The organism is Pseudomonas sp. GW460-LB5, assembly GCF_059423245.1.
In genome coordinates, this window is record NZ_JBWKXT010000040.1 from 13,643 (window position 1) to 33,697 (window position 20,055).

General features: G+C 62.0%; 16 protein-coding genes. 7 read left to right on the forward strand and 9 right to left on the reverse strand.

Going from position 1 to position 20,055, the window contains the following annotated elements:
- Positions 1-102: 102 nt before the first annotated feature.
- Positions 103-330 carry a hypothetical protein gene (locus tag AC07XM_RS21550; protein ID WP_024717660.1) on the forward strand — a complete coding sequence of 76 codons (228 nt, stop codon included), beginning with the start codon at positions 103-105 and terminating at the stop codon, positions 328-330.
- A 542-nt stretch (positions 331-872) separates the two neighbouring features.
- On the opposite strand, the gene AC07XM_RS21555 is transcribed toward AC07XM_RS21550, so the two are convergent.
- Positions 873-1,466, reverse strand: coding sequence for a hypothetical protein (locus AC07XM_RS21555; RefSeq protein ID WP_016484808.1), 594 nt, complete (start codon positions 1,464-1,466; stop codon positions 873-875).
- Positions 1,467-1,701: 235 nt separating this feature from the next.
- Here AC07XM_RS21555 and AC07XM_RS21560 point away from each other — a divergent pair, with 235 nt between their 5' ends.
- On the forward strand, positions 1,702-2,631 hold the full coding sequence (locus AC07XM_RS21560; RefSeq protein WP_016484809.1) for a malate dehydrogenase: 930 nt from the start codon (positions 1,702-1,704) through the stop codon (positions 2,629-2,631).
- 51 nt (positions 2,632-2,682) lie between these two features.
- On the opposite strand, the gene AC07XM_RS21565 is transcribed toward AC07XM_RS21560, so the two are convergent.
- Together AC07XM_RS21565 and AC07XM_RS21570 are read right to left on the reverse strand one after the other, a co-directional pair.
- Positions 2,683-3,504: an amino acid ABC transporter permease gene (locus tag AC07XM_RS21565; protein ID WP_016484810.1), complete on the reverse strand. Its 822-nt coding sequence runs from the start codon at positions 3,502-3,504 to the stop codon at positions 2,683-2,685.
- The gene (locus tag AC07XM_RS21570) at positions 3,501-4,322 is read right to left on the reverse strand and encodes an ABC transporter substrate-binding protein (RefSeq protein WP_016484811.1); all 822 of its coding nucleotides are present in this window, start codon (positions 4,320-4,322) and stop codon (positions 3,501-3,503) included. Before AC07XM_RS21570 ends, AC07XM_RS21565 begins: the two co-directional genes overlap by 4 nt.
- Before the next feature lie 118 nt (positions 4,323-4,440).
- Here AC07XM_RS21570 and AC07XM_RS21575 point away from each other — a divergent pair, with 118 nt between their 5' ends.
- Positions 4,441-5,325 carry a homocysteine S-methyltransferase family protein gene (locus AC07XM_RS21575; protein ID WP_016484812.1) on the forward strand — a complete coding sequence of 295 codons (885 nt, stop codon included), beginning with the start codon at positions 4,441-4,443 and terminating at the stop codon, positions 5,323-5,325.
- 164 nt (positions 5,326-5,489) lie between these two features.
- Entirely contained in the window at positions 5,490-7,463 is a 1,974-nt protein-coding gene (locus AC07XM_RS21580; protein ID WP_102689438.1) for a BCCT family transporter, read from the forward strand.
- A gap of 5 nt (positions 7,464-7,468) precedes the next feature.
- Here AC07XM_RS21580 and AC07XM_RS21585 read toward each other — a convergent pair whose 3' ends face one another.
- The 5 genes from AC07XM_RS21585 to AC07XM_RS21605 form a co-directional block, all read right to left on the reverse strand.
- Positions 7,469-8,425: an arsenic resistance protein gene (locus AC07XM_RS21585; protein ID WP_016484814.1), complete on the reverse strand. Its 957-nt coding sequence runs from the start codon at positions 8,423-8,425 to the stop codon at positions 7,469-7,471.
- A gap of 101 nt (positions 8,426-8,526) precedes the next feature.
- On the reverse strand, positions 8,527-9,093 hold the full coding sequence (locus AC07XM_RS21590) for a hypothetical protein (RefSeq protein WP_016484815.1): 567 nt from the start codon (positions 9,091-9,093) through the stop codon (positions 8,527-8,529).
- Between the two features lie 120 nt (positions 9,094-9,213).
- Positions 9,214-9,807, reverse strand: coding sequence for a hypothetical protein (locus tag AC07XM_RS21595; RefSeq protein ID WP_016484816.1), 594 nt, complete (start codon positions 9,805-9,807; stop codon positions 9,214-9,216).
- Positions 9,808-9,943: 136 nt separating this feature from the next.
- Positions 9,944-11,197 carry a serine hydroxymethyltransferase gene (gene glyA / locus AC07XM_RS21600; RefSeq protein WP_012270418.1) on the reverse strand — a complete coding sequence of 418 codons (1,254 nt, stop codon included), beginning with the start codon at positions 11,195-11,197 and terminating at the stop codon, positions 9,944-9,946.
- A 283-nt stretch (positions 11,198-11,480) separates the two neighbouring features.
- Positions 11,481-15,311: a sensor domain-containing protein gene (locus tag AC07XM_RS21605; RefSeq protein WP_102689439.1), complete on the reverse strand. Its 3,831-nt coding sequence runs from the start codon at positions 15,309-15,311 to the stop codon at positions 11,481-11,483.
- Between the two features lie 216 nt (positions 15,312-15,527).
- Here AC07XM_RS21605 and AC07XM_RS21610 point away from each other — a divergent pair, with 216 nt between their 5' ends.
- From AC07XM_RS21610 to gdhA, 3 genes are all read left to right on the forward strand, one after another.
- On the forward strand, positions 15,528-15,932 hold the full coding sequence (locus AC07XM_RS21610; protein WP_016484818.1) for a hypothetical protein: 405 nt from the start codon (positions 15,528-15,530) through the stop codon (positions 15,930-15,932).
- Between the two features lie 302 nt (positions 15,933-16,234).
- Entirely contained in the window at positions 16,235-17,902 is a 1,668-nt protein-coding gene (ettA, locus tag AC07XM_RS21615) for an energy-dependent translational throttle protein EttA (protein WP_016484819.1), read from the forward strand.
- Between the two features lie 221 nt (positions 17,903-18,123).
- Complete coding sequence (gene gdhA, locus AC07XM_RS21620) at positions 18,124-19,464, forward strand: NADP-specific glutamate dehydrogenase (RefSeq protein WP_016484820.1); 1,341 nt, start codon at positions 18,124-18,126, stop codon at positions 19,462-19,464.
- 33 nt (positions 19,465-19,497) lie between these two features.
- On the opposite strand, the gene AC07XM_RS21625 is transcribed toward gdhA, so the two are convergent.
- A complete protein-coding gene (locus AC07XM_RS21625) occupies positions 19,498-19,995 on the reverse strand; it encodes a GreA/GreB family elongation factor (RefSeq protein ID WP_016484821.1) in 498 nt (165 codons plus the stop codon).
- Positions 19,996-20,055: the final 60 nt, after the last annotated feature.

Below are 20,055 nucleotides of genomic sequence, written 5' to 3' on the forward strand. Positions count from 1 at the left end.
CAGGACCCTCGCATTCGTTCTCCTCCGTCGTTCTTCGACGGCCATCAGCTACTTCCCCCCCAGCCAATCCTACTCCGTCCCCGGTCATTCGGAGGTGCGGCCATGACTGACCAAGAACGCCTCTCCACCATCCAAAGCTACGCCTGGACCCTCGAGCTACTAGGCGAGGCCCTGGTCCAGCACGATGAAATGCTGGAATGCGAACACAACCCGCAATTGAGCTTTCGCAACACGGCCGGTATCCATCAGGCGATTCGGATCATCAGCCGGTTGGCCAGTGAGCAGTGTGGGAAGGTGATGGAGGGGAACGGCCATGAGTTGGAGGGTTAGAGGAGGTCGTTGATGAGTGGGGGCCAGATGTGGGGGTTGCAGCTGGCTCCTTCTGTTGAGGCCGATGGTGGGTTATTCCTGCCAGGCCGGGGTATGGGGCTGCTGCGCAGCCCATCGCAGGCAAGCCAGCTCCTACACGGACCGCATATGGCCTGGAGTGTGTGCGTTGCTTGTGGCGAGCAATTTTCTACGAAATACGCAGTTCATTCGTACCCTCGAAAACTTGCGAAAACAGCCACCCAGCAATAAAGACCCTCAGTCGCCGAATCAGCGACGCGACCTTGGCCGGTCGGAATCGAAAGGCGCATCAGCCCCCAGTCTTCATCGCAGGCGCTTTTTTTGTGCGGTCATTAGCGACTTCAATGTCAGCCAATCCCGCTTCGTCTCCGTCCAATCGGAGGCCCGCCATGGAGCAGAGTGGTCAGGCCCCGGCTGGTCAGGGTGGGGCTTTGCTGTTTGGCGCTTCCTGCGCAGTGCGCCGCCGGCTAGCTGTTGAGCAGGGCAGTTGCTCGTACGCCCGGTGTTTGGTGCGCAGGTATAGATCAGTCTGCATTGAGCCAGTCGACTTCCCGCTCCTGAATGACCAACCTCAGGTCACCTTGATGTGCAGCGGGGTAACAAGCCAGGAAGGCGCCGACCGGGTAGAGGTAATGAGATTCGACTGGGTGCCCGTCGGCGCTTGTAAGCTTGATATCACAATCAGGGCCTTCGCACTGCGTCAGGTCGAAAGGTTGACCGGTTTGGGCATCGACAATTTTCCATAGGGAAGGATCGCTGGCTTTTATGGGCTGGACATCTACCACGCCATTGGCATTGGTGAATACGCCTTCGCCCAGATGCTCGCCGCTGCGTAGGTAAAGCCGATAGCCGCCATCAAAATGGCGGAAATACAGCACCAGCGATTGCGCACTGGCACCCCTGTCAAAGGTAATCAGCCCGCTGTCCCTACCTAGGTGCCAGTCTTCGTCTGAGCAATTGAACATGCCAATGGCACGGCCGCCATCCATGACAGGCTTCAAATTGTTGATGGGACTGCTGAGGATAATTGGCCCTGTGCACATGCTGTCCAAGGTATTCAGGGGGCAGCCGGCAATTTGCAGGGTTGCGGTGAAAGAAAGTTTCTTGTGATCGGTCATGGTGCGTTTCCGGTTGGTGAGCAAGACGGACAGGCTAAGCTGACCTGAATGGCACACCCATCCGGAACTGGTTCCGCGCAGCGGCGGGAGCCGGGCTCTACTCGCGCATCGTGTGGGGCGCTGCTTCATGGATTAAGCCAGGCATCACCTTGGGTGGTCTTTTCGCTTCAGCGGTCAATACTTCCCTGTATACGCAGGCGTGTTCCTGGTGGCGCGCGCCGCTGGGAGGTGTCAGGTGAACAAGCTTACAATCGTGGGTGCCGGCCTGGTCGGCGAGGCGGCGGCGCAGATCATCGCCCGGGATGAGTTGTGCCGTGAACTGGTGTTGATGGATGTGCAGGGCGAGCTGGCGCAGGGCAAGGCGCTGGATGTGTGGCAGGCCGCTGTGGAGTCTGGTTCCGATACCCGGGTCTACGGTGGTGCCCAAGCCGAAATGCTCGACGGTTCCGAGCTGGTGGTGATTACCGCAGGCGTGCCGCGCAAGCCCGGGCAGTCGCGCCAGGATGTGCTGAGTATCAACCTGCCCATTCTCGATAGCATCATGGCCGACATCCAACACCATGCGCCGACAGCCACGGTGCTGGTGGTGTCCAACCCGGTCGATGTGCTGACTTATCGCGCCTGGAGCCTCAGCGGCCTTGGGCGCGACAAGGTATTTGGCCAGGCAGGGGTGCTGGATACCGCGCGCATGAAGTGTTTCATTGCCGAGCAGACCGGGTTTTCCGCTCGGGATATTACGGCGCTGGTGCTCGGCGGGCATGGCGACAGCATGGTGCCGCTGATGCGCTACTGCCAGATCGGCTCGGTGCCGCTGTCGCACTTCCTGTCCGATGACCAGATAGAGCGGATCGTGGAGCGCACGCGCAAGGGCGGCGGCGAGATTCTGGGCTTGAAGAAGCTGGGCAGCGCCTGCGATGCGCCGGGCGTGGCCATTGCGCAGATGGTGGATGCCATCGCCAATGGGCGAAACCGTATCTTGCCGGCTGTGGCGATCCTGGAGGGCGAGTACGGGCGCACGGATATTGCCATGGGTGTGCCCTGTGTATTGTCAGACCAAGGGCTGGCGCGGGTGATCGAGTTGCCACTGGATGCGCAGGAACAGGCGATGTTCGACCATTCTGCGGATCAGGTGGCGCGGGATATTGCCGAGATGAAGACGCTTTGAGCGATGGCCGTGAGGGGCTGCCTGGCAGCCCCTGCGCGGCAAATGCTGGCGCTACCGCTGGTAAGCCTTGCCGAAATGCCGCTCCAGCCGTGCCTGCACCAGCTCCAGCAGGATCGACAGCACCCAGTAGATCACCGCCGCCGTGGTCAGCATCTCCAGGTAACGATAGCTCGACCGCCCGTAGGATTGCGCAAGGAACATGACCTCCCACACGCCCATCACCGAAATCAGCGAGGAGTCCTTGAGCATCGAGATGAACTGGTTGGCCGTGGGCGGAATGATCACCCGCATGGCCTGGGGCAGGATGACGTGGCAGAAGATCTGCCGCGTACGCATGCCCAGGGCCAGCGCCGCTTCACGTTGCCCGCGCGCGACGCCGAGGATTCCGGCACGGAAGATCTCGCTCAGGTAGGCCCCATAGTTCAGCGACAACGCGATGATGCCGGCACTGATGGCGCCCGGGACCAGGCCCAGTTGCGGGAGGCCCAGGTAGATCAGCAAGATCTGGATCAGCAGCGGTGTGCCGCGGAAGAACGAGGTGTAGAAGCTGGCAACACCCACCAGCACGGCGCTGTTCGACAACCGCGCCAGCGCGGCGGCAAAGCCCAGCAGCACCGAGACCACCATTGAGCACAGGCACAGGAACAAGGTGAGCGCCGCGCCCTGGAGAAAGCCGTTAGGCCCCAGCTTGAAGCCGGCGAGGTTCGGAAACTTCTCCAGAATGATCGCGAACTTCAGGTCAAAGCTGAGGAAAAACGCCACAAACAGGCCGAACAGCGCCAGCCAGGTCAGCAGTAACCGGGTACGGAAGCTGAACAGGCCGGCGCCCGCCGGCTTGATCACGGGCTTGGGGGAGGGGGGGAAGCTGCTCATTTGCTGATATCGGCGCCAATCCATTTTTGCGACAGCTTGGCCAGGGTGCCATCAGCCTTCAGCTCGGCAAATACCTGGCGCACCTTGGCGTCCCACTCAGGGTCGCCTTTTTCGATGGCTACCGAGTTCGGCTCCTCATACAGCGGTGCGCCGGCCAGCTTGAAGCGCTTGTCCTGGCTCAGGCGCGGCTGCGCGGTCACCAGGTTGGTGAGGATGGCATCCAGGCGCACCCCAGCCCCCAAGCCCAGGTCCTGGAAGGCGACGTTGTCGGTGTCGTAGGGCGCTATCTGCACGAAGTCGAAGGGGTATTCGAGTTTCTTGTCTTCGTCGCCTTCAATGACCAGATTCTTGTTCAGGTAGCTCTCGTAGCTCGATGCACTGGTCAGGCCCACCTTGCGGCCCTCCAGGTCCTTGGCGCCGTGGATGCGCTCATCCTTGGCATTGACCACGATCACCGCCGGTGAGGCGTAGTACTCCACCGGGAAGTCGAACACTTCGGCGCGGGCCTTGCTCGGGGTCATCGAGCAGATGCAGATGTCGTAGCGGCCGCTCCAGCGGCCAGCGGCGATCACGTCCCAGGACGGGGTTTCCAGGCGCAGCTTGACGCCCAGCTTGTCAGCCACGGCCTTGGCCACGTCCACATCGAAACCGTCCAGCTGGTTCTGGTCGTTGAGGAAGGAGAACGGCGGGTAGCTTTCCATCAGCACGTTGACCAGTTCCTTGCGCGATTCAACCCGCTCCAGCGTGGCGCCAGCAAAGGCCTGGGAAGCAGTGGCGAGCAGCACGAGGCCCGCACCGAACACGGTAGAAAATCGCATGTACATACCTGATATGTTGGGCAAAGGAGTGATAGGGTATTTAATAGTTATAAACGTTCATGAACTAATGAATTTCATTCATAAGAACCTGCAGAGAAGTTATATGAAACAGCGAGCGATGGTCATTCTCGACGGCGGCATGGGCCGTGAACTGCAGCGCAGTGGGGCGCCATTCCGCCAGCCCGAATGGTCGGCACTGGCGCTGAGCGAGGCGCCGGAGGCGGTGGTTGGCGTGCACGCAGCGTTTATCGCCGCCGGTGCACAAGTCATCACCAGCAACAGTTATGCGGTAGTGCCCTTCCACATCGGCGAGGAGCGCTTTGCCAAGGAAGGGCAGCAACTGGCCAATATCGCCGGCCAGCTCGCGCGGCATGCGGCCGATACCGGCGCGCACCCGGTAAGGGTGGCAGGTTCCTTGCCACCGCTTTTCGGTTCTTACCGCCCGGACCTGTTCCAGCCTGAGCGCGTGGCCGAGGTATTGCTCCCGCTGCTCCAAGGCCTGGCCCCTCATGTGGACTTGTGGCTGGCAGAAACCCAAAGCTCGATTGCCGAAGTGCGGGCCATTCATCAGCACTTGCCTGAAGACGGCCGGCCGTTCTGGGTGTCGTTCACCTTGCAGGATGAAGAGGTGGACGCTGTGCCTCGGCTGCGCTCCGGCGAGCCGGTAGCCGATGCCATCGAGGCCGTGATCGGCCTGGGTGCTGCGGCGGTGCTGTTCAACTGCAGCCAGCCGGAAGTGATTGGTGCTGCAATCGATGTCGCCCGCGAGCTCACCCAGCAGCACAACGCCGACATCGCAATCGGTGCCTATGCCAACGCCTTCCCGCCACAGCCCAAGGAAGCCACCGCCAACGATGGCCTGGATGAGCTGCGCGAAGACCTCGATCCACCTGGTTACCTGGCCTGGGCCACCGACTGGCGTGAGCGCGGCGCCAGTCTGGTAGGCGGCTGCTGTGGTATCGGCCCGGAGCACATTGCCGAGCTCAAACGTAACCTGGGCTGATGTTTCAGCGCGGGTCTGGCAGGAAAGCGCAGCGGTAATTTTTGGGAAATGCCTGAACTGACGCTAAGGTTTGGGCATCTCTCATTCACCACGCGGCGAGGGTGGTCGAGTCTTGACCGCTCTCACCTGATGCGCAGCGCTGAACACCAGGAGTCATACTGCCTATGAATGCAGAGCAAAAACGCAGGAGCACCATCAACCCTCCCGTTTTCTTTACCAGTGCCATTCTGGTGCTGCTGTTGGTGCTGTACGCCACGGTTTTCCAGGAGCACGCTCAGCGTGTGTTCGAAGACGTGCAGCAATGGATCATCACCAACGCCAGCTGGTTCTACATCCTTACCGTGGCATTGGTACTGATCAGCGTGGTGTTCCTGGCGGTCAGCCGCTACGGCGATATCAAGCTGGGCCCGGACCACAGCGAGCCGGACTACCCCAACAAGAGCTGGTTCGCCATGCTGTTCTCGGCAGGCATGGGTATCGGCCTGATGTTCTTCGGCGTAGCCGAGCCTGTGATGCATTTCATCAACCCCCCGGTCGGTGAGCCAAATACCATCGCGGCAGCACGTGAAGCCATGAACATCACGTTCTTCCACTGGGGCCTGCATGCCTGGGCCATCTACGCCATCGTCGCGCTGATCCTGGCTTACTTCAGTTTCCGCAACGGGCTGCCATTGACGCTGCGTTCGGCGCTGTATCCTTTGATTGGCGAGCGCATCTACGGCCCGATCGGGCATGCTGTGGATATCTTTGCCATTCTGGGGACGGTATTTGGCGTGGACACTTCGCTTGGCTACGGCGTGCTGCAGATCAACAGCGGCCTGCACCAGCTGTTCGGTTTGCCCGTCAGCACCACTGTGCAAGTCGTTCTCATCGCCGCCACCTGTGCCCTTGCCACGCTGTCGGTGGCCAGCGGGCTGGATAAAGGCATTCGCATTCTCTCCGAGCTCAACCTTGGCCTGGCAGTGATATTGATGCTGTTCGTGCTGGTCGTTGGCCCGACCGTGTTCCTGCTGCAGGCCTATGTTCAGAACACCGGCGCGTACCTGTCCGATATCGTCAACAAGACATTCAACCTGTTCGCCTACGAACCCACCGACTGGATCGGTGGCTGGACCCTGCTGTACTGGGGCTGGTGGCTGTCCTGGTCGCCTTTCGTAGGGCTGTTTATCGCGCGTATTTCCCGTGGTCGCACCATTCGCGAATTCGTCTGCGGCGTGTTGTTCGTACCGGCAGGTTTCACCCTGCTGTGGATGACTGTGTTCGGCGACACCGCCATTCACATGATCCTGCACGGGGGGGTGAGGGAGCTGGCGGCGGTTGTCGATCAGGACAGTTCGCTTGCGTTATTCGCGTTTCTCGAACACTTCCCGTGGTCGACAACGGTATCGTTAGTGGCGGTGCTGATGGTGGTGGTGTTCTTTGTCACCTCCGCGGACTCCGGGGCGCTGGTGGTAGACATGCTTGCCTCCTCGGGCAAAGGCCAATCGCCGCTGTGGCAGCGGGTGTTCTGGTCGGTGACCATGGGCGCAGTTGCCATTGCCTTGTTGCTGGCCAACGGCCTGAAAGCGCTGCAGGCAGCCACCATCGCCAGTGCCTTGCCATTCGCGGTCATCCTGCTGGTGGCGATCTGGGGCCTGTTCAAGGCCTTGGGCCTGGATGCCACCCGTCGTGGCCTGCGCACCCAGTCGCTGCCAGGCCAGCGCCAGCACCGGCAGAATCACGGTGGCTGGCAACGGCGCCTGCGCAACATCGCCATGATGCCGCGCAGGGCCCACGTTACCCGCTTTATCAATGATGTGGTCAAGCCCGCCTGCGACGAAGTGGCCCAGGAGCTGCGCAAGCAAGGTTACGAGGTTACGGTTGAGGAACGCGACGATGGCCGGGTCACGCTCGAGCTTTCCCACGCGGGCGAGGGCCGCTTCAAATATGAAGTTCGGCCGCGTGCGTACAATACCCCTAGCTTCGTCCTTCGCGAATCTGACGATAACAACGATGCTCGCAAGTATTTCCGCGCCGAGGTGTATCTGCGTGAGGGCGGGCAGGACTACGACGTGATGGGCTGGAGCCGCGAAGATGTGATTGGCGACATCCTGGACCAGTACGAGCGCCACCTGCACTACCTGCACGTGGTCAGTTGAGCCCCTTACGTGCGGGTCAGGCGAGGTATGGCCCGCACGTAACCCAGCTCGCACACCAGCTCCACCAGCGTCTGCGTGATCACGGCAGCTGCTGCCAGGGTGCGCAAATGCTCGGGTAAGGCCAGTGCCAGCGGCAACACCACCAGCGAATTGCGGGTCGATGCGCTGAACATCACCGAACGCGCCTCGGTGGCTGGCAGGCGCAGCAGACGGGCCGAAACGAACCCGAGCGCTGGCGCCAGCAGCATGAAACCGATGTACACCGGGATCACCGGCAGCAAGCGGTCGAAATCGCGTAGCACCACGGCAATTTGCGAAGCGATCACAACCATCAGTACCAAGGCCATCGCCGGTACGGGTAACCACGCCCAGGCGTCATTCCAGGTTGCGACTTTACGCGAGTGGCGGGCACCGGCGCTGGTCAGCACCGCAAGGGCCATTGGCATCACGATCAGTAGCACGAAGGCTTCCACGAACGGGGTGATGGAGATGGCCACCTGGCTGCTGTCGCCCAGCATCAATGCCAGATACACCGGCAGCAGCACCAGTTGCACCAGCAGCAGCACGGGGGTGGCGGCCAAAGTCAGGCGCGAGTCGCCTTTGCCGATGTGGGTGAACACCACCACGTAGTCGATGCAGGGTGTGAGCAGTACCAGCAGGGCGCCGATGAGCAACGCCGGGTGTTCGACCAGCCCGCGGGTGATGCCCCAGACCAGTAGCGGCACCAGGATGAAGTTGGCGAGCAGCAGGGCAGCGATGAACCGGCGGTTGCCCAGGCCCTGGCGCAGGTCGAGAAAAGGGATCTGCAGGAACATTGCGTACATCAGCACGGCGATGGCGGGGGTGACCAGTGCCTCCAGGTGGCGGGCGCTGTCACTGGCCAGCAAGCCGAAGGCGATGGCGGCAAACACTGCGGCGAAGTAGATCAGGGTCTGATGGGTTTCGAGTTGTTCTCTGGTCAAGAGGAGGCCTGTGCTCAAAAGCTAAAGAGCACAGGGTAATCGTTGGCGGCATTGGGTGCTCGCCTGAATCATTGCTCTTGCGGCCTTGGCCCCCCAGCTACCTATATCTCATCCGGGTCGCTCAACCATGCGGCGTTACGCTCCAGAATGTTGAGGGTCAGGCGCATCCTCTCATCGCGCTTGGCAAATACATAGGTGTGCGCAGCGTCGAAACGCTTGTGGCGATGCAGGCACATACCGGAGGCACGCTCACGTAACACGCAGTGGAAGGCGTTCACAGGAATGTCCGAGAGTATCAGCGCGCCGTTAGGGCCGAGCAGCTCGAAGCAGGCGGGGGCGAGAGTTTGGGTTGGGTAGGCACCGATTTCCCCATGCCTGCCTCGGCTGATGCCTTTGCCGAAATGGTTGCCAGGCGTTCTTACATACAAGTAGTAATCTTCTTCGGAGTGGCGAAAGTACAGCGTCGGAGGGGGCGGCGCGTTTTCAACGGGCAGGTGGCCTAACAGGTGCGAGTCATCCCGCTCGCTGAACCTGCCACTGAAAACACCACCACCGCTACCTGCGAGCAGGATTCTGGCTGGCTGCCCCAGCAGCACATCCAGGAAGTTCAGGTGCGCACCTGGGGCACTGAGCTGGGCGATGAATGATTGTTGCCGGTGGCTATACATGGTGATGACCCTTGCTGTGGAAAGAGGCGATCTTAAGAGTCGCCTCCCACACCGCCGCAGCGGGTGATCGTTCCCTGATGTGAAAGCCCCGGCACTGTTTGCGCATGTGGGGCAAGCGACTCAGCGTCGCGCCCAGTCCACTCCGCGCTCGGTAATGTTCAGCCGTAAGCTGGTGGCAGGCTTGGAACGCAGGGTGATCAGATAGCCCCCTTCGCCATTGGCAATCAAATGGGTGGCCAAGCTTTGCCCGGACGCAGCGCACGCCAGGTTGATGATGGAAAAGTCGACAGCCATGCCTGCAAGGTCGAGGGGGTGCTGGGTGTGGGGATTGCGCATCTGCCACGGGGTCGGGTCGCTGCCCTCAATAGGGCTGACCATGGCAACGCCATATTTGCTTTTGAACACGCCTTGGCCGTCATGCTCGCCGCCCCTGATGTACAGGCGGTAGCCTTCAGGGGTGTGACGGAAGTAGAACAGCACGGGCGCCACGTCGCCTGTGACGTGAAAATCGACATGCCCTGCTTCTCGGGCATCGTCCCAAGCGTCATCGGGTGTGCTTAGCACGCCCAGTGCATGGGTCACGTCCATCAACCCCAGGTTAGTGTCGGGGTGGGCAACCCTGATGGTGCCTTCGGTGGCTTCGCTCAGGATGGTCAGGGGGTGACCGTTGACTAACAAGGTAGCGGTGAAGGACAGCGCTTGATGATCAGCCATTGCGGGCTCCAGGTGGGCGTAGTAAGGAGACCGCAGGCTAGGGCAGCCTCAGCGGGATGCCCATTTGGCCCTGTTTCCGATAGACATGAAAAAGCCCGGCACAGAGGCCGGGCTTTTCACATCAGGCTAATGCCAATCAGTTGCCGTACACCGGCAGCTTCTTGCAGATGGCCTTGACCTTCTCACGTACGGCGTCGATCACCGCTTCGTTGTTCAGGTCAGCCAGGATGTCGCAGATCCAGCCAGCCAGTTCCTTGCACTCGGCTTCCTTGAAACCACGGGTGGTGACGGCTGGGGTGCCGAAACGCAGGCCCGAGGTGACGAACGGCGAACGTGGGTCGTTCGGTACCGAGTTCTTGTTGACGGTGATGAAGGCTTTGCCCAAGGCGGCGTCAGCGTCCTTGCCGGAGATTTCCTGCTTGATCAGCGACAGCAGGAACAGGTGGTTCTGGGTGCCACCGGACACCACGTCGAAACCACGCTCGATGAACACGCTGGCCATGGCCTGGGCGTTTTTCACGACCTGTTGCTGGTAAGCCTTGAACTCAGGCTGCAGGGCTTCCTTGAAGCAGATGGCCTTGGCGGCGATCACGTGCTCCAGCGGGCCGCCTTGGGCGCCCGGGAATACAGCCGAGTTCAGCTTCTTCTCGATGTCGGCGTTGGCACGGGCCAGGATCAGGCCGCCACGTGGACCGCGCAGGGTCTTGTGGGTGGTGGTGGTGACCACGTCGGCGAACGGAACAGGGTTCGGGTACACGCCAGCGGCAACCAGGCCGGCAACGTGGGCCATGTCGACGAACAGGTAGGCACCGACCTTGTCGGCGATGGCGCGGAAGCGGGCGAAGTCCAGAACCTGCGAGTAGGCCGAGAAGCCGGCAACGATCATTTTCGGCTTGTGCTCGACCGCCAGGCGCTCGACTTCGTCGTAGTCGATCAGCCCGTTGCCGTCGATGCCGTACTGGATGGCGTTGTACAGCTTGCCCGACGAGCTTACCGAAGCACCGTGGGTCAGGTGGCCACCGTGGGCCAGGCTCATGCCCAGAATGGTGTCACCGGCCGACAGCAGGGCCAGGTAGACAGCTGCGTTGGCCTGGGAACCAGCGTGCGGCTGGACGTTGGCGTAATCGGCGCCGAACAGTTCCTTGGCACGGTCGATGGCCAGTTGCTCGACGATGTCGACGTACTCGCAACCACCGTAGTAACGCTTGCCTGGGTAGCCTTCGGCGTACTTGTTGGTCAGGACCGAGCCCTGAGCTTCCATGACTGCCGGGCTGGTGTAGTTTTCCGAAGCGATCAGCTCGATATGCTCTTCCTGGCGCAGGGCTTCTTGCTGCATGGCTTCGAAGAGCTCGGCGTCGTACTTGGCAATGGTCAAATCACGGCTGAACATGGCGGTCCTCAAGGATCGGGGTAGTTTGGGGGGGCATTCTAACCGATTGATTCGCGGCTGGCATATGAAGTGGCATCAAGTCGCGGACCAATGGGGCTCATGTTGCATCCCGCGCCGTGTCTGGGCTGGGCGGGCGTCCGAGTTGACTTTCAGGTCCGTTTTTTGGGGCGCATATGGCCCCATCGCCGGCAAGCCGGCCCCCACAGGATTGCGCTGGCCTTGAGGCTGATGCATCACTTGTGGGCGCTGGCTTGCCGGCGATGAGGCCAGTGCAGGTACCGCATCAATGGAACATGAACAGCGTTTCGTTGGAGAACTGCGCCTCGAACTGGTGTGTCGGCATCGGTCGGCCGAACAGGTAGCCCTGCACTTCGTCGCAGCCATGTTCGCGCAGGAACTCCAGCTGCTCGTGGGTTTCCACGCCCTCGGCGATTACCGCCAGGTTGAGGCTGTGGGCCATGGCGATGATCGCCCGGGCAATCTGCGCGTCCTGCTCGCCCTCGGGCAGGCCGTCGACGAAGGTGCGGTCGATCTTGAGCACGTCGATGGGGAACTGCTTGAGGTAGTTGAGCGATGAGTAGCCGGTGCCGAAGTCGTCCACCGCAATGCTCAGGCCCAGGTTTTTCAGGCTGGCAAGAATCTGCAGCGCCTCGCTCACCTCGCGCATCAGAATGCTTTCGGTCAGCTCCAGCTCCAGGCAGGCCGGCGGCAGGCCGCTTTCTTCAAGAATGTTGGCAATCCGCGTGCCCAGCTGGCCGTCGGAGAACTGCCGCGCCGAAATGTTCACCGACACTTTCGGCACCCGCACCTTGGCCTTGTGCCAGGCCTTGAGTTGGCGGCTAGCCTCGCGCAGGACCCAGTCGCCCACGTCCACGACCAGGCCCAGTTCCTCGATCACCGGGATAAAGTCGCCTGGCGGTACCAGGCCACGGGTTGGGTGGCGCCAGCGCAGCAGTGCTTCAGCACCGGTCAGGCGTTTGCCGTCGCCACTGAACTGCGGCTGGTAGTAGAGGATGAATTCGTTCTGCTCCATGGCGTGGCGCAGGTCGCTTTCCAGCTCCAGCCGCTCCAGGGCGCTGGCGTTCATCTCGGCCTGGTAGAACTGGAAGTTGTTCTTGCCGCGTTCCTTGGCGTGGTACATGGCGGTGTCGGCGTTTTTCATCAGCTGGCTCAGCTCGCTGCCATCCTGCGGGCTGAGGGCGATGCCGATACTGGCAGTGACGAAGAACTCGCGGTTTTCCAGCACGAATGGCCGCACCAGGCTGCCGAGGATGTTCTCGGCCACGTGGATGGCGCGGTTCAGTGCCAGCTCGCGGCTGGGGCGCGGTTGCAGTAACAGGGTAAATTCGTCGCCGCCCATGCGCGCCACAGTGTCGTCGTCATCCACGCAGGCCAGCAGGCGCAGGGCCATGTCCTTGAGCATGCGATCGCCCGCGGCATGGCCGAGGGAGTCGTTGATCGGCTTGAAACGGTCCAGGTCGAGGAACATCAGTACCACCCAGGCCTTCTGCCGCTCCGCCTGCTGCAGGGCGTTGTACAGGCGGTCCTGGAACAGCGTGCGGTTGGGCAGGTGGGTGAGGGCGTCGTAGTAGGCCAGGCGGTGAATGCGCTGTTCGCTGGCCTTGCGCTCGCTGATGTCGGTGAAGAAGCACACGTAGCTGGCCAGGTCGCCCTCGTCGTCCAGTACCGCAGTAATGCCGACCCATGCCGGGTAGTGGTCGCCGTCACGGCGCTTGAGCCACACCTCGCCCTCCCAGCTGCCGCGCTGGTGCAGTTGCTTGACCACATAGCGCAGGTGCCCTTCCTGCTGTTCGTCGACGGTGAGCATGCCCGGTAACTGGTCGAGCACTTCACTGACGGCATAACCACTGACGCGGCTGAACGCCTCGTTGGCCTGCACGATATAGCCGGCCGGGTCGGTGATGAGGATGGCCGAAGTGGAATGCTCGAATACCGTTGCGGCCATGCGCAGGTCTTTTTCGGCACGCCGTTGCTGGCTGATGTCACGGCCCACCCCAAGCACGCCTTCGAAGCGCTGGTCATCGTCCCACACCAGCACCAGGCGCAGTTCGATGGGGATCTTGCGACCATCGCCGCGCAGGCAGTCGAACACGAACAGCTGGGTCGGCAGCTGGCTGCGCAGCTGGGCCAGTTGAACCGGGTCGCCCATGGCCTTGCTCACGCGTTCCATCAGGCTGTAGATGCCGGTGAGCTGGGCCGGGTTGGCGACGATCGACTGCCAGCCGTTGGCGAAAATCCAGTCAGCCCGGTAGCCCAGCACGCTCTGCACCGAAGGGCTGACATAGTTGAGCCTGAGCAGGCTGTCGGTGGAGAAGATCACGTCGCTGATGCTTTCGGCGAGCATCCGGTAGCGCTGTTCGCTGTCGCGCAGCGACTGGCTGGCCTCGATCTGCACGGTCACGTCCTTGCCCACGCCGATGATGCGCGTTACCAGGCCTTCGGCATCACGGGTCAGCACCTGCTCGCGGATGTCATAGCAGCGCCAGCCGCCATCATGGTGGCGGAAGCGCAACTGGCAGTGCAGCGGTTGGTCATGGCCGCTGTCACGCTGTTGCTGGCGCAAGGCCTGATAGTGCGCGGCGTCTTCGGGGTGCAGCAGCAACTCCCAGAAGCGGTCGCCCATTTGCGCAAGCTCGGTACGGTCGTAACCCAGGGTCTGGCCAAGGTGGCGATTGCTGAAGATCATCCGCTGGCTGTGCACGTCCTGCACGTACAACTGGTCGGGGACGGTGCGCACCACATCCGACCAGAAGCTTTCACGCTCCAGCAGCGACAGTTCCACCTGCTTGCGGCTGGTGATGTCGCTGATGCTGAGAATGACTGCCTGGTAGTCGCGGCGCTGCTGCGGCAGGCGTGCCATCAGCCACAGATGCAACTCGCCGCCCAGCGGAGCCGGCAGGCGTACTTCCAGCTCCAGCAGCGGGCGTTGTTCGATCAGCGCGTCGATCAGTTGCATGCCGATGCTGTCGCGGCCATCGCCAGTGCCGTCGATCAGCCGCTGCCAGGCTCCTGCGTGGCAGTCGATGTTCAGCAGCTGGCGCGCGACCTGGTTGACCTCGGTGATTTTCAGTTCCAGCAGCAGCGAGCGACGCAGGTTTGGGTCCAGCGCCAGGCTGTGCTTGAGCGCGGCGCGGTTGCGCAGGTGGTAGCGGTCGAGCTGGCCAGGCAGGCTGGACAGATCGAGCACACACAAGGCCACGCCGGTGCCTTCGAAAATTTCCTGGTAACGCCGGCGGTCCTCCTGCAGCGCGCGCTGGCGGCGGCGCATATTGATCAGGGCCAGCACCGGCAGCAGGGCGCAGAACAGCACCAGCAGACACTTGCCGATCAGTGCAGGCAGCAGTTTCTGCTGGGTCAGTTGCGCGTCGAACAGGCCGCGCAGTTGCCAGGTGCTGTTGTCTATAAAGGCCAGCATCACGCTCTGCAGCGGCTCGCTGCCGGTGTCGGTTGGCGCGTGGCGCTGCAGTACCTCGCCGCTGCGGCTGTTTTCCAGCAGCCACAGGGGGTGGCCGGCGCCATCAAGGTGGGTGGTGAGGGTGCTGTAATAGTCTGGCGACAGGCGCAGCAGCCAGTAGCCACGGTCCTGCTCGGGGGACTGGCGCAGCAGCAGATAGAGGGTACGGTTGTCGGCTGAATTGGTGAAGAAGTACGGGCGGCCCAGGTTCAGCGTGAGCAACTCGCCGAGCAACTGGCGGTCGGGGCTGCCGGGCAGGCTGTCGGCGCGCAGTTGCCCTGCGTTGTCCAGCCAGGCCACGCTCTGCAGCGCAGGCAGGCGCTCGCGCAGGGTATGCAGAAGGCTCGGCAGGGCGGCAGGCTGCGGCGCATTTACGTAAGGCTGCAGCACATTCACCGCCTGCTGCGCCTTGAACGCCATGTTCAGGCTCAGGTGGTCGGCCAGTTCTGCAGTGGCATCCAGGCTTTGTTTGCGCAGGTCGGCCTGGGTGTGGTTGAACTGGGCGAAAAGCTGCCACAGCAGCAGGCCCAGCAGGATCAGGGCAAGCATCGCCAGCGCACCCTTGACCGACCCGCGCAGGGTAGCGGCGGGCGCCTGTGGCGCGGTACGCAATGTCGACGGATGAGTAAGGTTGGTCAAGCGTTGATCCTGCGATTGGGCTGGCGATGGCAGGGAAGGATCATGCACGGTGGCGCACTATAAGCCGGACACCCGAAACCGGCTAGCATGCCTAGGATTATGGCAAAGTGCCAGCCATGTTGACCGATGGTGCCTGCCCGGTGGTTCGGCAAGCCCCTGCAACCTGTGCGAGAATAGCCGCCGCTTCACATGACAACGCATCGGAGATGTTCGGTTTTGGTTACTCACTTTTCCTCCAATGGCCTCGATTCCGCCTGCGGGCGCAGCAGTCAGACCCTTGTCAGCACTGCCGTGACCGAGGACGTATCCTGCAAGTCTTGCCAGCGCTCGCTGGTCAAACCTGACGCTGGCGCCAGCGCCAAGAGCAAAGCGCCATCGCTGGCTGAACTGCGCAAGACCGCCAAAGCGGCAGCAGCGCCAGCGCCGGCAGTGGCTACGGCCAAGGCTGCTGCCAAGGTGGTCGGCACTGCGCCTGCGGCTGCCAGGCCGGCTCATGTGGCCGAGCAGCAACCTGCCCGCAGCGGCGGCTTCAGCGTGAAGTCCGCCTGGGCCGCGCGCCTGGCCGAGCAGGGCGACCGTTGCCGGTTGCCGCGGGGCAAGGCCAAACAGCGCCACGTCTGAGCCATCTCGGCTGCTGTGCCGGCCTCTTCGCGGCTAAAGCCGCTCCCACAGGGATATCACTGCCTTCAAGGGCAATGCAGTACCTGTGGGAGCGGCTTTAGCCGCGAAGAGGCCGGCAAAGCCAACAAATGCCCCCCAGGGACAACACCGATCCCACCCCACCCACGGCCCCTCCTATGCAACGCCGCGCGTTGGCGTAGAATGGTCGTCTTTGTCCAATGACACCCGAACACGCATCCCCCTGGCCATGCTGCCTGGGCGATCGTCGATGTCTTTACCTATCTGAATTAGAGGGCTTGGTTTTGGCTCAATACGTCTACACCATGCATCGGCTGAGCAAGGTCGTGCCGCCGAAGCGGGAAATTCTCAAGAACATTTCCCTGTCGTTCTTCCCAGGCGCCAAGATTGGCGTGCTCGGCTTGAACGGCGCCGGTAAATCGACCCTGCTGCGGATCATGGCGGGCGTCGACAAGGAATTCGACGGCGAAGCCCGTCCGATGCCCGACATCAACGTTGGCTACCTGCCGCAGGAGCCACAACTGGACCCGACCAAGACCGTGCGCGAAGTGGTCGAGGAAGCGGTCAGCGTGATCAAGGACGCCCAGGCCCGCCTGGACGAGGTCTACGCCGCTTACGCCGACCCGGATGCCGACTTCGACAAGCTGGCCGCCGAGCAGGCCAAGCTGGAAGCCATCCTGCAGGCCGCTGACGGCCACAACCTGGAGCGCCAGCTGGACGTGGCCGCCGACGCCCTGCGCCTGCCGGCCTGGGACGCAAAAATCGAACACCTGTCCGGTGGTGAAAAGCGCCGTGTGGCCCTGTGCCGCCTGCTGCTGTCGGCCCCCGACATGCTGCTGCTCGACGAACCGACCAACCACCTGGATGCCGATTCGGTGGCGTGGCTTGAGCGCTTCCTGCACGACTTCCCGGGCACCGTGGTAGCCATTACCCACGACCGTTACTTCCTCGACAACGTTGCTGGCTGGATCCTGGAACTGGACCGCGGCGCCGGCATTCCGTACGAAGGCAACTACTCGGGCTGGCTGGAAGCCAAGTCGGACCGCTTGGCGCAGGAATCCAAGCAGCAGAGCGCCCACGAGAAGGCCATGAAAGAGGAACTGGAGTGGGTGCGCAAAGGCGCCAAGGCTCGCCAGTCCAAATCCAAGGCCCGTCTGCAGCGCTTTGAAGAAATGCAGTCGCAGGAATTCCAGAAACGCAGCGAAACCAACGAGATCTACATCCCGGCTGGCCCGCGCCTGGGCGACAAGGTCATCGAGTTCAAGAACGTATCCAAAGGCTACGGCGACCGCGTGCTGATCGACAACCTGTCGTTCTCCATGCCAAAAGGCGCCATCGTCGGCGTGATCGGCGGTAACGGTGCTGGTAAGTCGACCCTGTTCCGCATGCTGATGGGCAAGGAGCAGCCGGACTCGGGCAGCATCGAGATCGGTGAAACCGTGCAACTGGCCTGCGTGGACCAGAGCCGCGAAGACCTGGACGGCGCCAAGACCGTGTTCCAGCAGATTTCCGACGGTTCCGACCAGATCCGCATCGGCAACTACGAGATCCCGTCGCGTACCTACGTTGGCCGCTTCAACTTCAAGGGTGGCGACCAGCAGAAGTTCGTCAAGGACCTGTCCGGTGGTGAGCGCGGTCGCCTGCACCTGGCCCTGACCCTGAAGGAGGGCGGTAACGTCCTGTTGCTCGACGAACCGTCCAACGACCTCGACGTCGAAACCCTGCGTTCGCTGGAAGAAGCCCTGCTGGACTTCCCGGGCGCCGCGATCGTGATTTCCCACGACCGTTGGTTCCTGGACCGTGTGGCTACTCACATCCTGGCGTACGAAGACGACTCGAACGTGGTGTTCTTCGAAGGCAACTACACCGAGTACGAAGCCGACCGCAAGAAGCGCCTGGGTGATGCTGCTGCCCAGCCGCACCGTGTACGGCACAAGAAACTGGCCCAGTAAGCCGGCGTTCTGATGCACAAGAATGGGGCCCTTCGGGGCCCCATTTTTGTGCCTGCCATACGCGGGTAAACAGCTTATGGGGCGCGTTCTTTGTATACACTTATATAAAACGCACCAAATAATTTCAAAAAAACGACATTTCGCCCTATTCCAGTGCGATTGCTTCTTGGTACATTCGAAAAAAAACCAATAAGTCTAATCCTCTTGGTGAGATGTCTACCATGATCGAATCTGTCGACAATTTCCTTGCACGCCTGCAGCAGCGTGACCCTGGCCAACCGGAATTCCACCAGGCGGTGGAAGAGGTGCTGCGCACCCTGTGGCCATTCCTTGAAGCCAACCCTCACTACCTGCAATCGGGCATTCTCGAGCGTATGGTAGAGCCTGAGCGCGCGGTGCTGTTCCGCGTTTCCTGGGTCGATGACCAGGGCAAGGTGCAGGTCAACCGCGGCTACCGCATCCAGATGAGCAGCGCCATCGGTCCTTACAAGGGCGGCCTGCGCTTCCACCCGTCGGTGAATCTCAGCGTGCTGAAGTTCCTGGCCTTCGAGCAAGTGTTCAAGAACTCCCTCACCTCGCTGCCCATGGGCGGCGGCAAGGGTGGCTCGGACTTCGACCCTAAAGGCAAGAGCGACGCCGAAGTGATGCGCTTCTGCCAGGCGTTCATGAGCGAGCTGTACCGCCACATTGGCGCTGACTGCGACGTGCCGGCCGGTGACATTGGCGTGGGTGCCCGCGAAATCGGCTTCATGTTTGGCCAGTACAAACGCTTGGCCAACCAGTTCACCTCGGTGTTGACCGGTAAAGGCATGACGTACGGCGGCAGCCTCATCCGCCCGGAAGCCACCGGCTACGGCTGCGTGTATTTCGCCGAAGAAATGCTCAAGCGCCAAGGCAAGCGTATCGACGGCCGCCGCGTGGCAGTTTCCGGTTCGGGCAACGTGGCCCAGTATGCGGCGCGCAAAGTGATGGACCTGGGCGGCAAGGTGATCTCGCTGTCCGACTCCGAAGGCACGCTGTACGCCGAAGCCGGCCTGACCGATGCCCAGTGGGACGCGTTGATGGAACTGAAGAACGTCAAGCGTGGCCGCATCAGCGAGCTGGCCGGGCAGTTCGGCCTTGAGTTCCGCAAGGGCCAGACCCCGTGGAGCCTGCAGTGCGACATCGCGTTGCCGTGCGCCACGCAGAACGAGCTGGGCGCCGAAGACGCCCGCACCCTGCTGCGCAATGGCTGCATCTGTGTGGCCGAAGGTGCCAACATGCCGACCACCCTCGAAGCTGTGGATATCTTCCTGGACGCCGGCATCCTCTATGCCCCGGGCAAAGCCTCCAACGCCGGCGGCGTGGCCGTGTCGGGCCTGGAGATGTCGCAGAACGCCATGCGCCTGCTGTGGACTGCCGGTGAAGTGGACAGCAAGCTGCACAACATCATGCAGTCGATTCACCATGCTTGCGTGCACTACGGTGAAGAGGCGGATGGCCGTATCAACTACGTCAAAGGTGCGAATATCGCAGGCTTTGTGAAAGTGGCTGATGCGATGCTGGCCCAAGGCGTAGTCTGACCTGAAGTGTTTTGGGGCCGCATAGCGGCCCCTTCAGGGCTCACCTTCGATCTCGACCACTTCAATCACCTGATCCCCCGCCGGCCGCCGCCAAACCACCTCATCCCCAGGCCGCGCGCCCAGCAACGCCCGTCCCAGCGGCGAACCCCAGTTGATCAGCCCCCGCCCAGCATCCGCTTCATCCTCGCCTACCAGCTGCACCACCTGCTCCTGGTCCTGCGCATCGACAAACCGTACGCGGCTACCAATCTGCACCTTGCTGCGTGAAGTGGCTGCCGGCACCACCTGGGCACTCTGCACCCGTGCACTGAAGTAACGCAGGTCCCGCTCGGTATCGGCCAGCCGCTGCTTGTCGCCACGCTCGCCCTGCGCCTGCAGTTCGCTGCGCAAGGCATTCAGCCCGGCCACGCGCGTTTGCAGCAGGTGCAGGCCGTTGGCGGTGACGTAGTTGGGTTGTTCGCTGACGCGTCGCTCCACCGGCTGGTCGGCCTGGGCGGCAGCTTGGTCTTCGTTGACGAATGCTCGGCTCATGCGGGGCCTCCTGTGTGCAGGAGACCATCATGGCAGGCCGTCGGTTTCAAGGGATGTCCG

Bases quoted from the DNA above. Each gene is read 5' to 3' on its own strand.
- AC07XM_RS21550 (WP_024717660.1), top strand. From the start codon at position 103: ATGACTGACCAAGAACGCCTCTCCACCATCCAAAGCTACGCCTGGACC.
- AC07XM_RS21580 (WP_102689438.1), top strand. From the start codon at position 5,490: ATGAATGCAGAGCAAAAACGCAGGAGCACCATCAACCCTCCCGTTTTC.
- AC07XM_RS21625 (WP_016484821.1), bottom strand. From the start codon at position 19,995: ATGAGCCGAGCATTCGTCAACGAAGACCAAGCTGCCGCCCAGGCCGAC.
- AC07XM_RS21575 (WP_016484812.1), top strand. From the start codon at position 4,441: ATGGTCATTCTCGACGGCGGCATGGGCCGTGAACTGCAGCGCAGTGGG.
- AC07XM_RS21570 (WP_016484811.1), bottom strand. From the start codon at position 4,322: ATGCGATTTTCTACCGTGTTCGGTGCGGGCCTCGTGCTGCTCGCCACT.
- AC07XM_RS21590 (WP_016484815.1), bottom strand. From the start codon at position 9,093: ATGTATAGCCACCGGCAACAATCATTCATCGCCCAGCTCAGTGCCCCA.
- AC07XM_RS21595 (WP_016484816.1), bottom strand. From the start codon at position 9,807: ATGGCTGATCATCAAGCGCTGTCCTTCACCGCTACCTTGTTAGTCAAC.
- AC07XM_RS21555 (WP_016484808.1), bottom strand. From the start codon at position 1,466: ATGACCGATCACAAGAAACTTTCTTTCACCGCAACCCTGCAAATTGCC.
- glyA (WP_012270418.1), bottom strand. From the start codon at position 11,197: ATGTTCAGCCGTGATTTGACCATTGCCAAGTACGACGCCGAGCTCTTC.
- gdhA (WP_016484820.1), top strand. From the start codon at position 18,124: ATGATCGAATCTGTCGACAATTTCCTTGCACGCCTGCAGCAGCGTGAC.
- AC07XM_RS21565 (WP_016484810.1), bottom strand. From the start codon at position 3,504: ATGAGCAGCTTCCCCCCCTCCCCCAAGCCCGTGATCAAGCCGGCGGGC.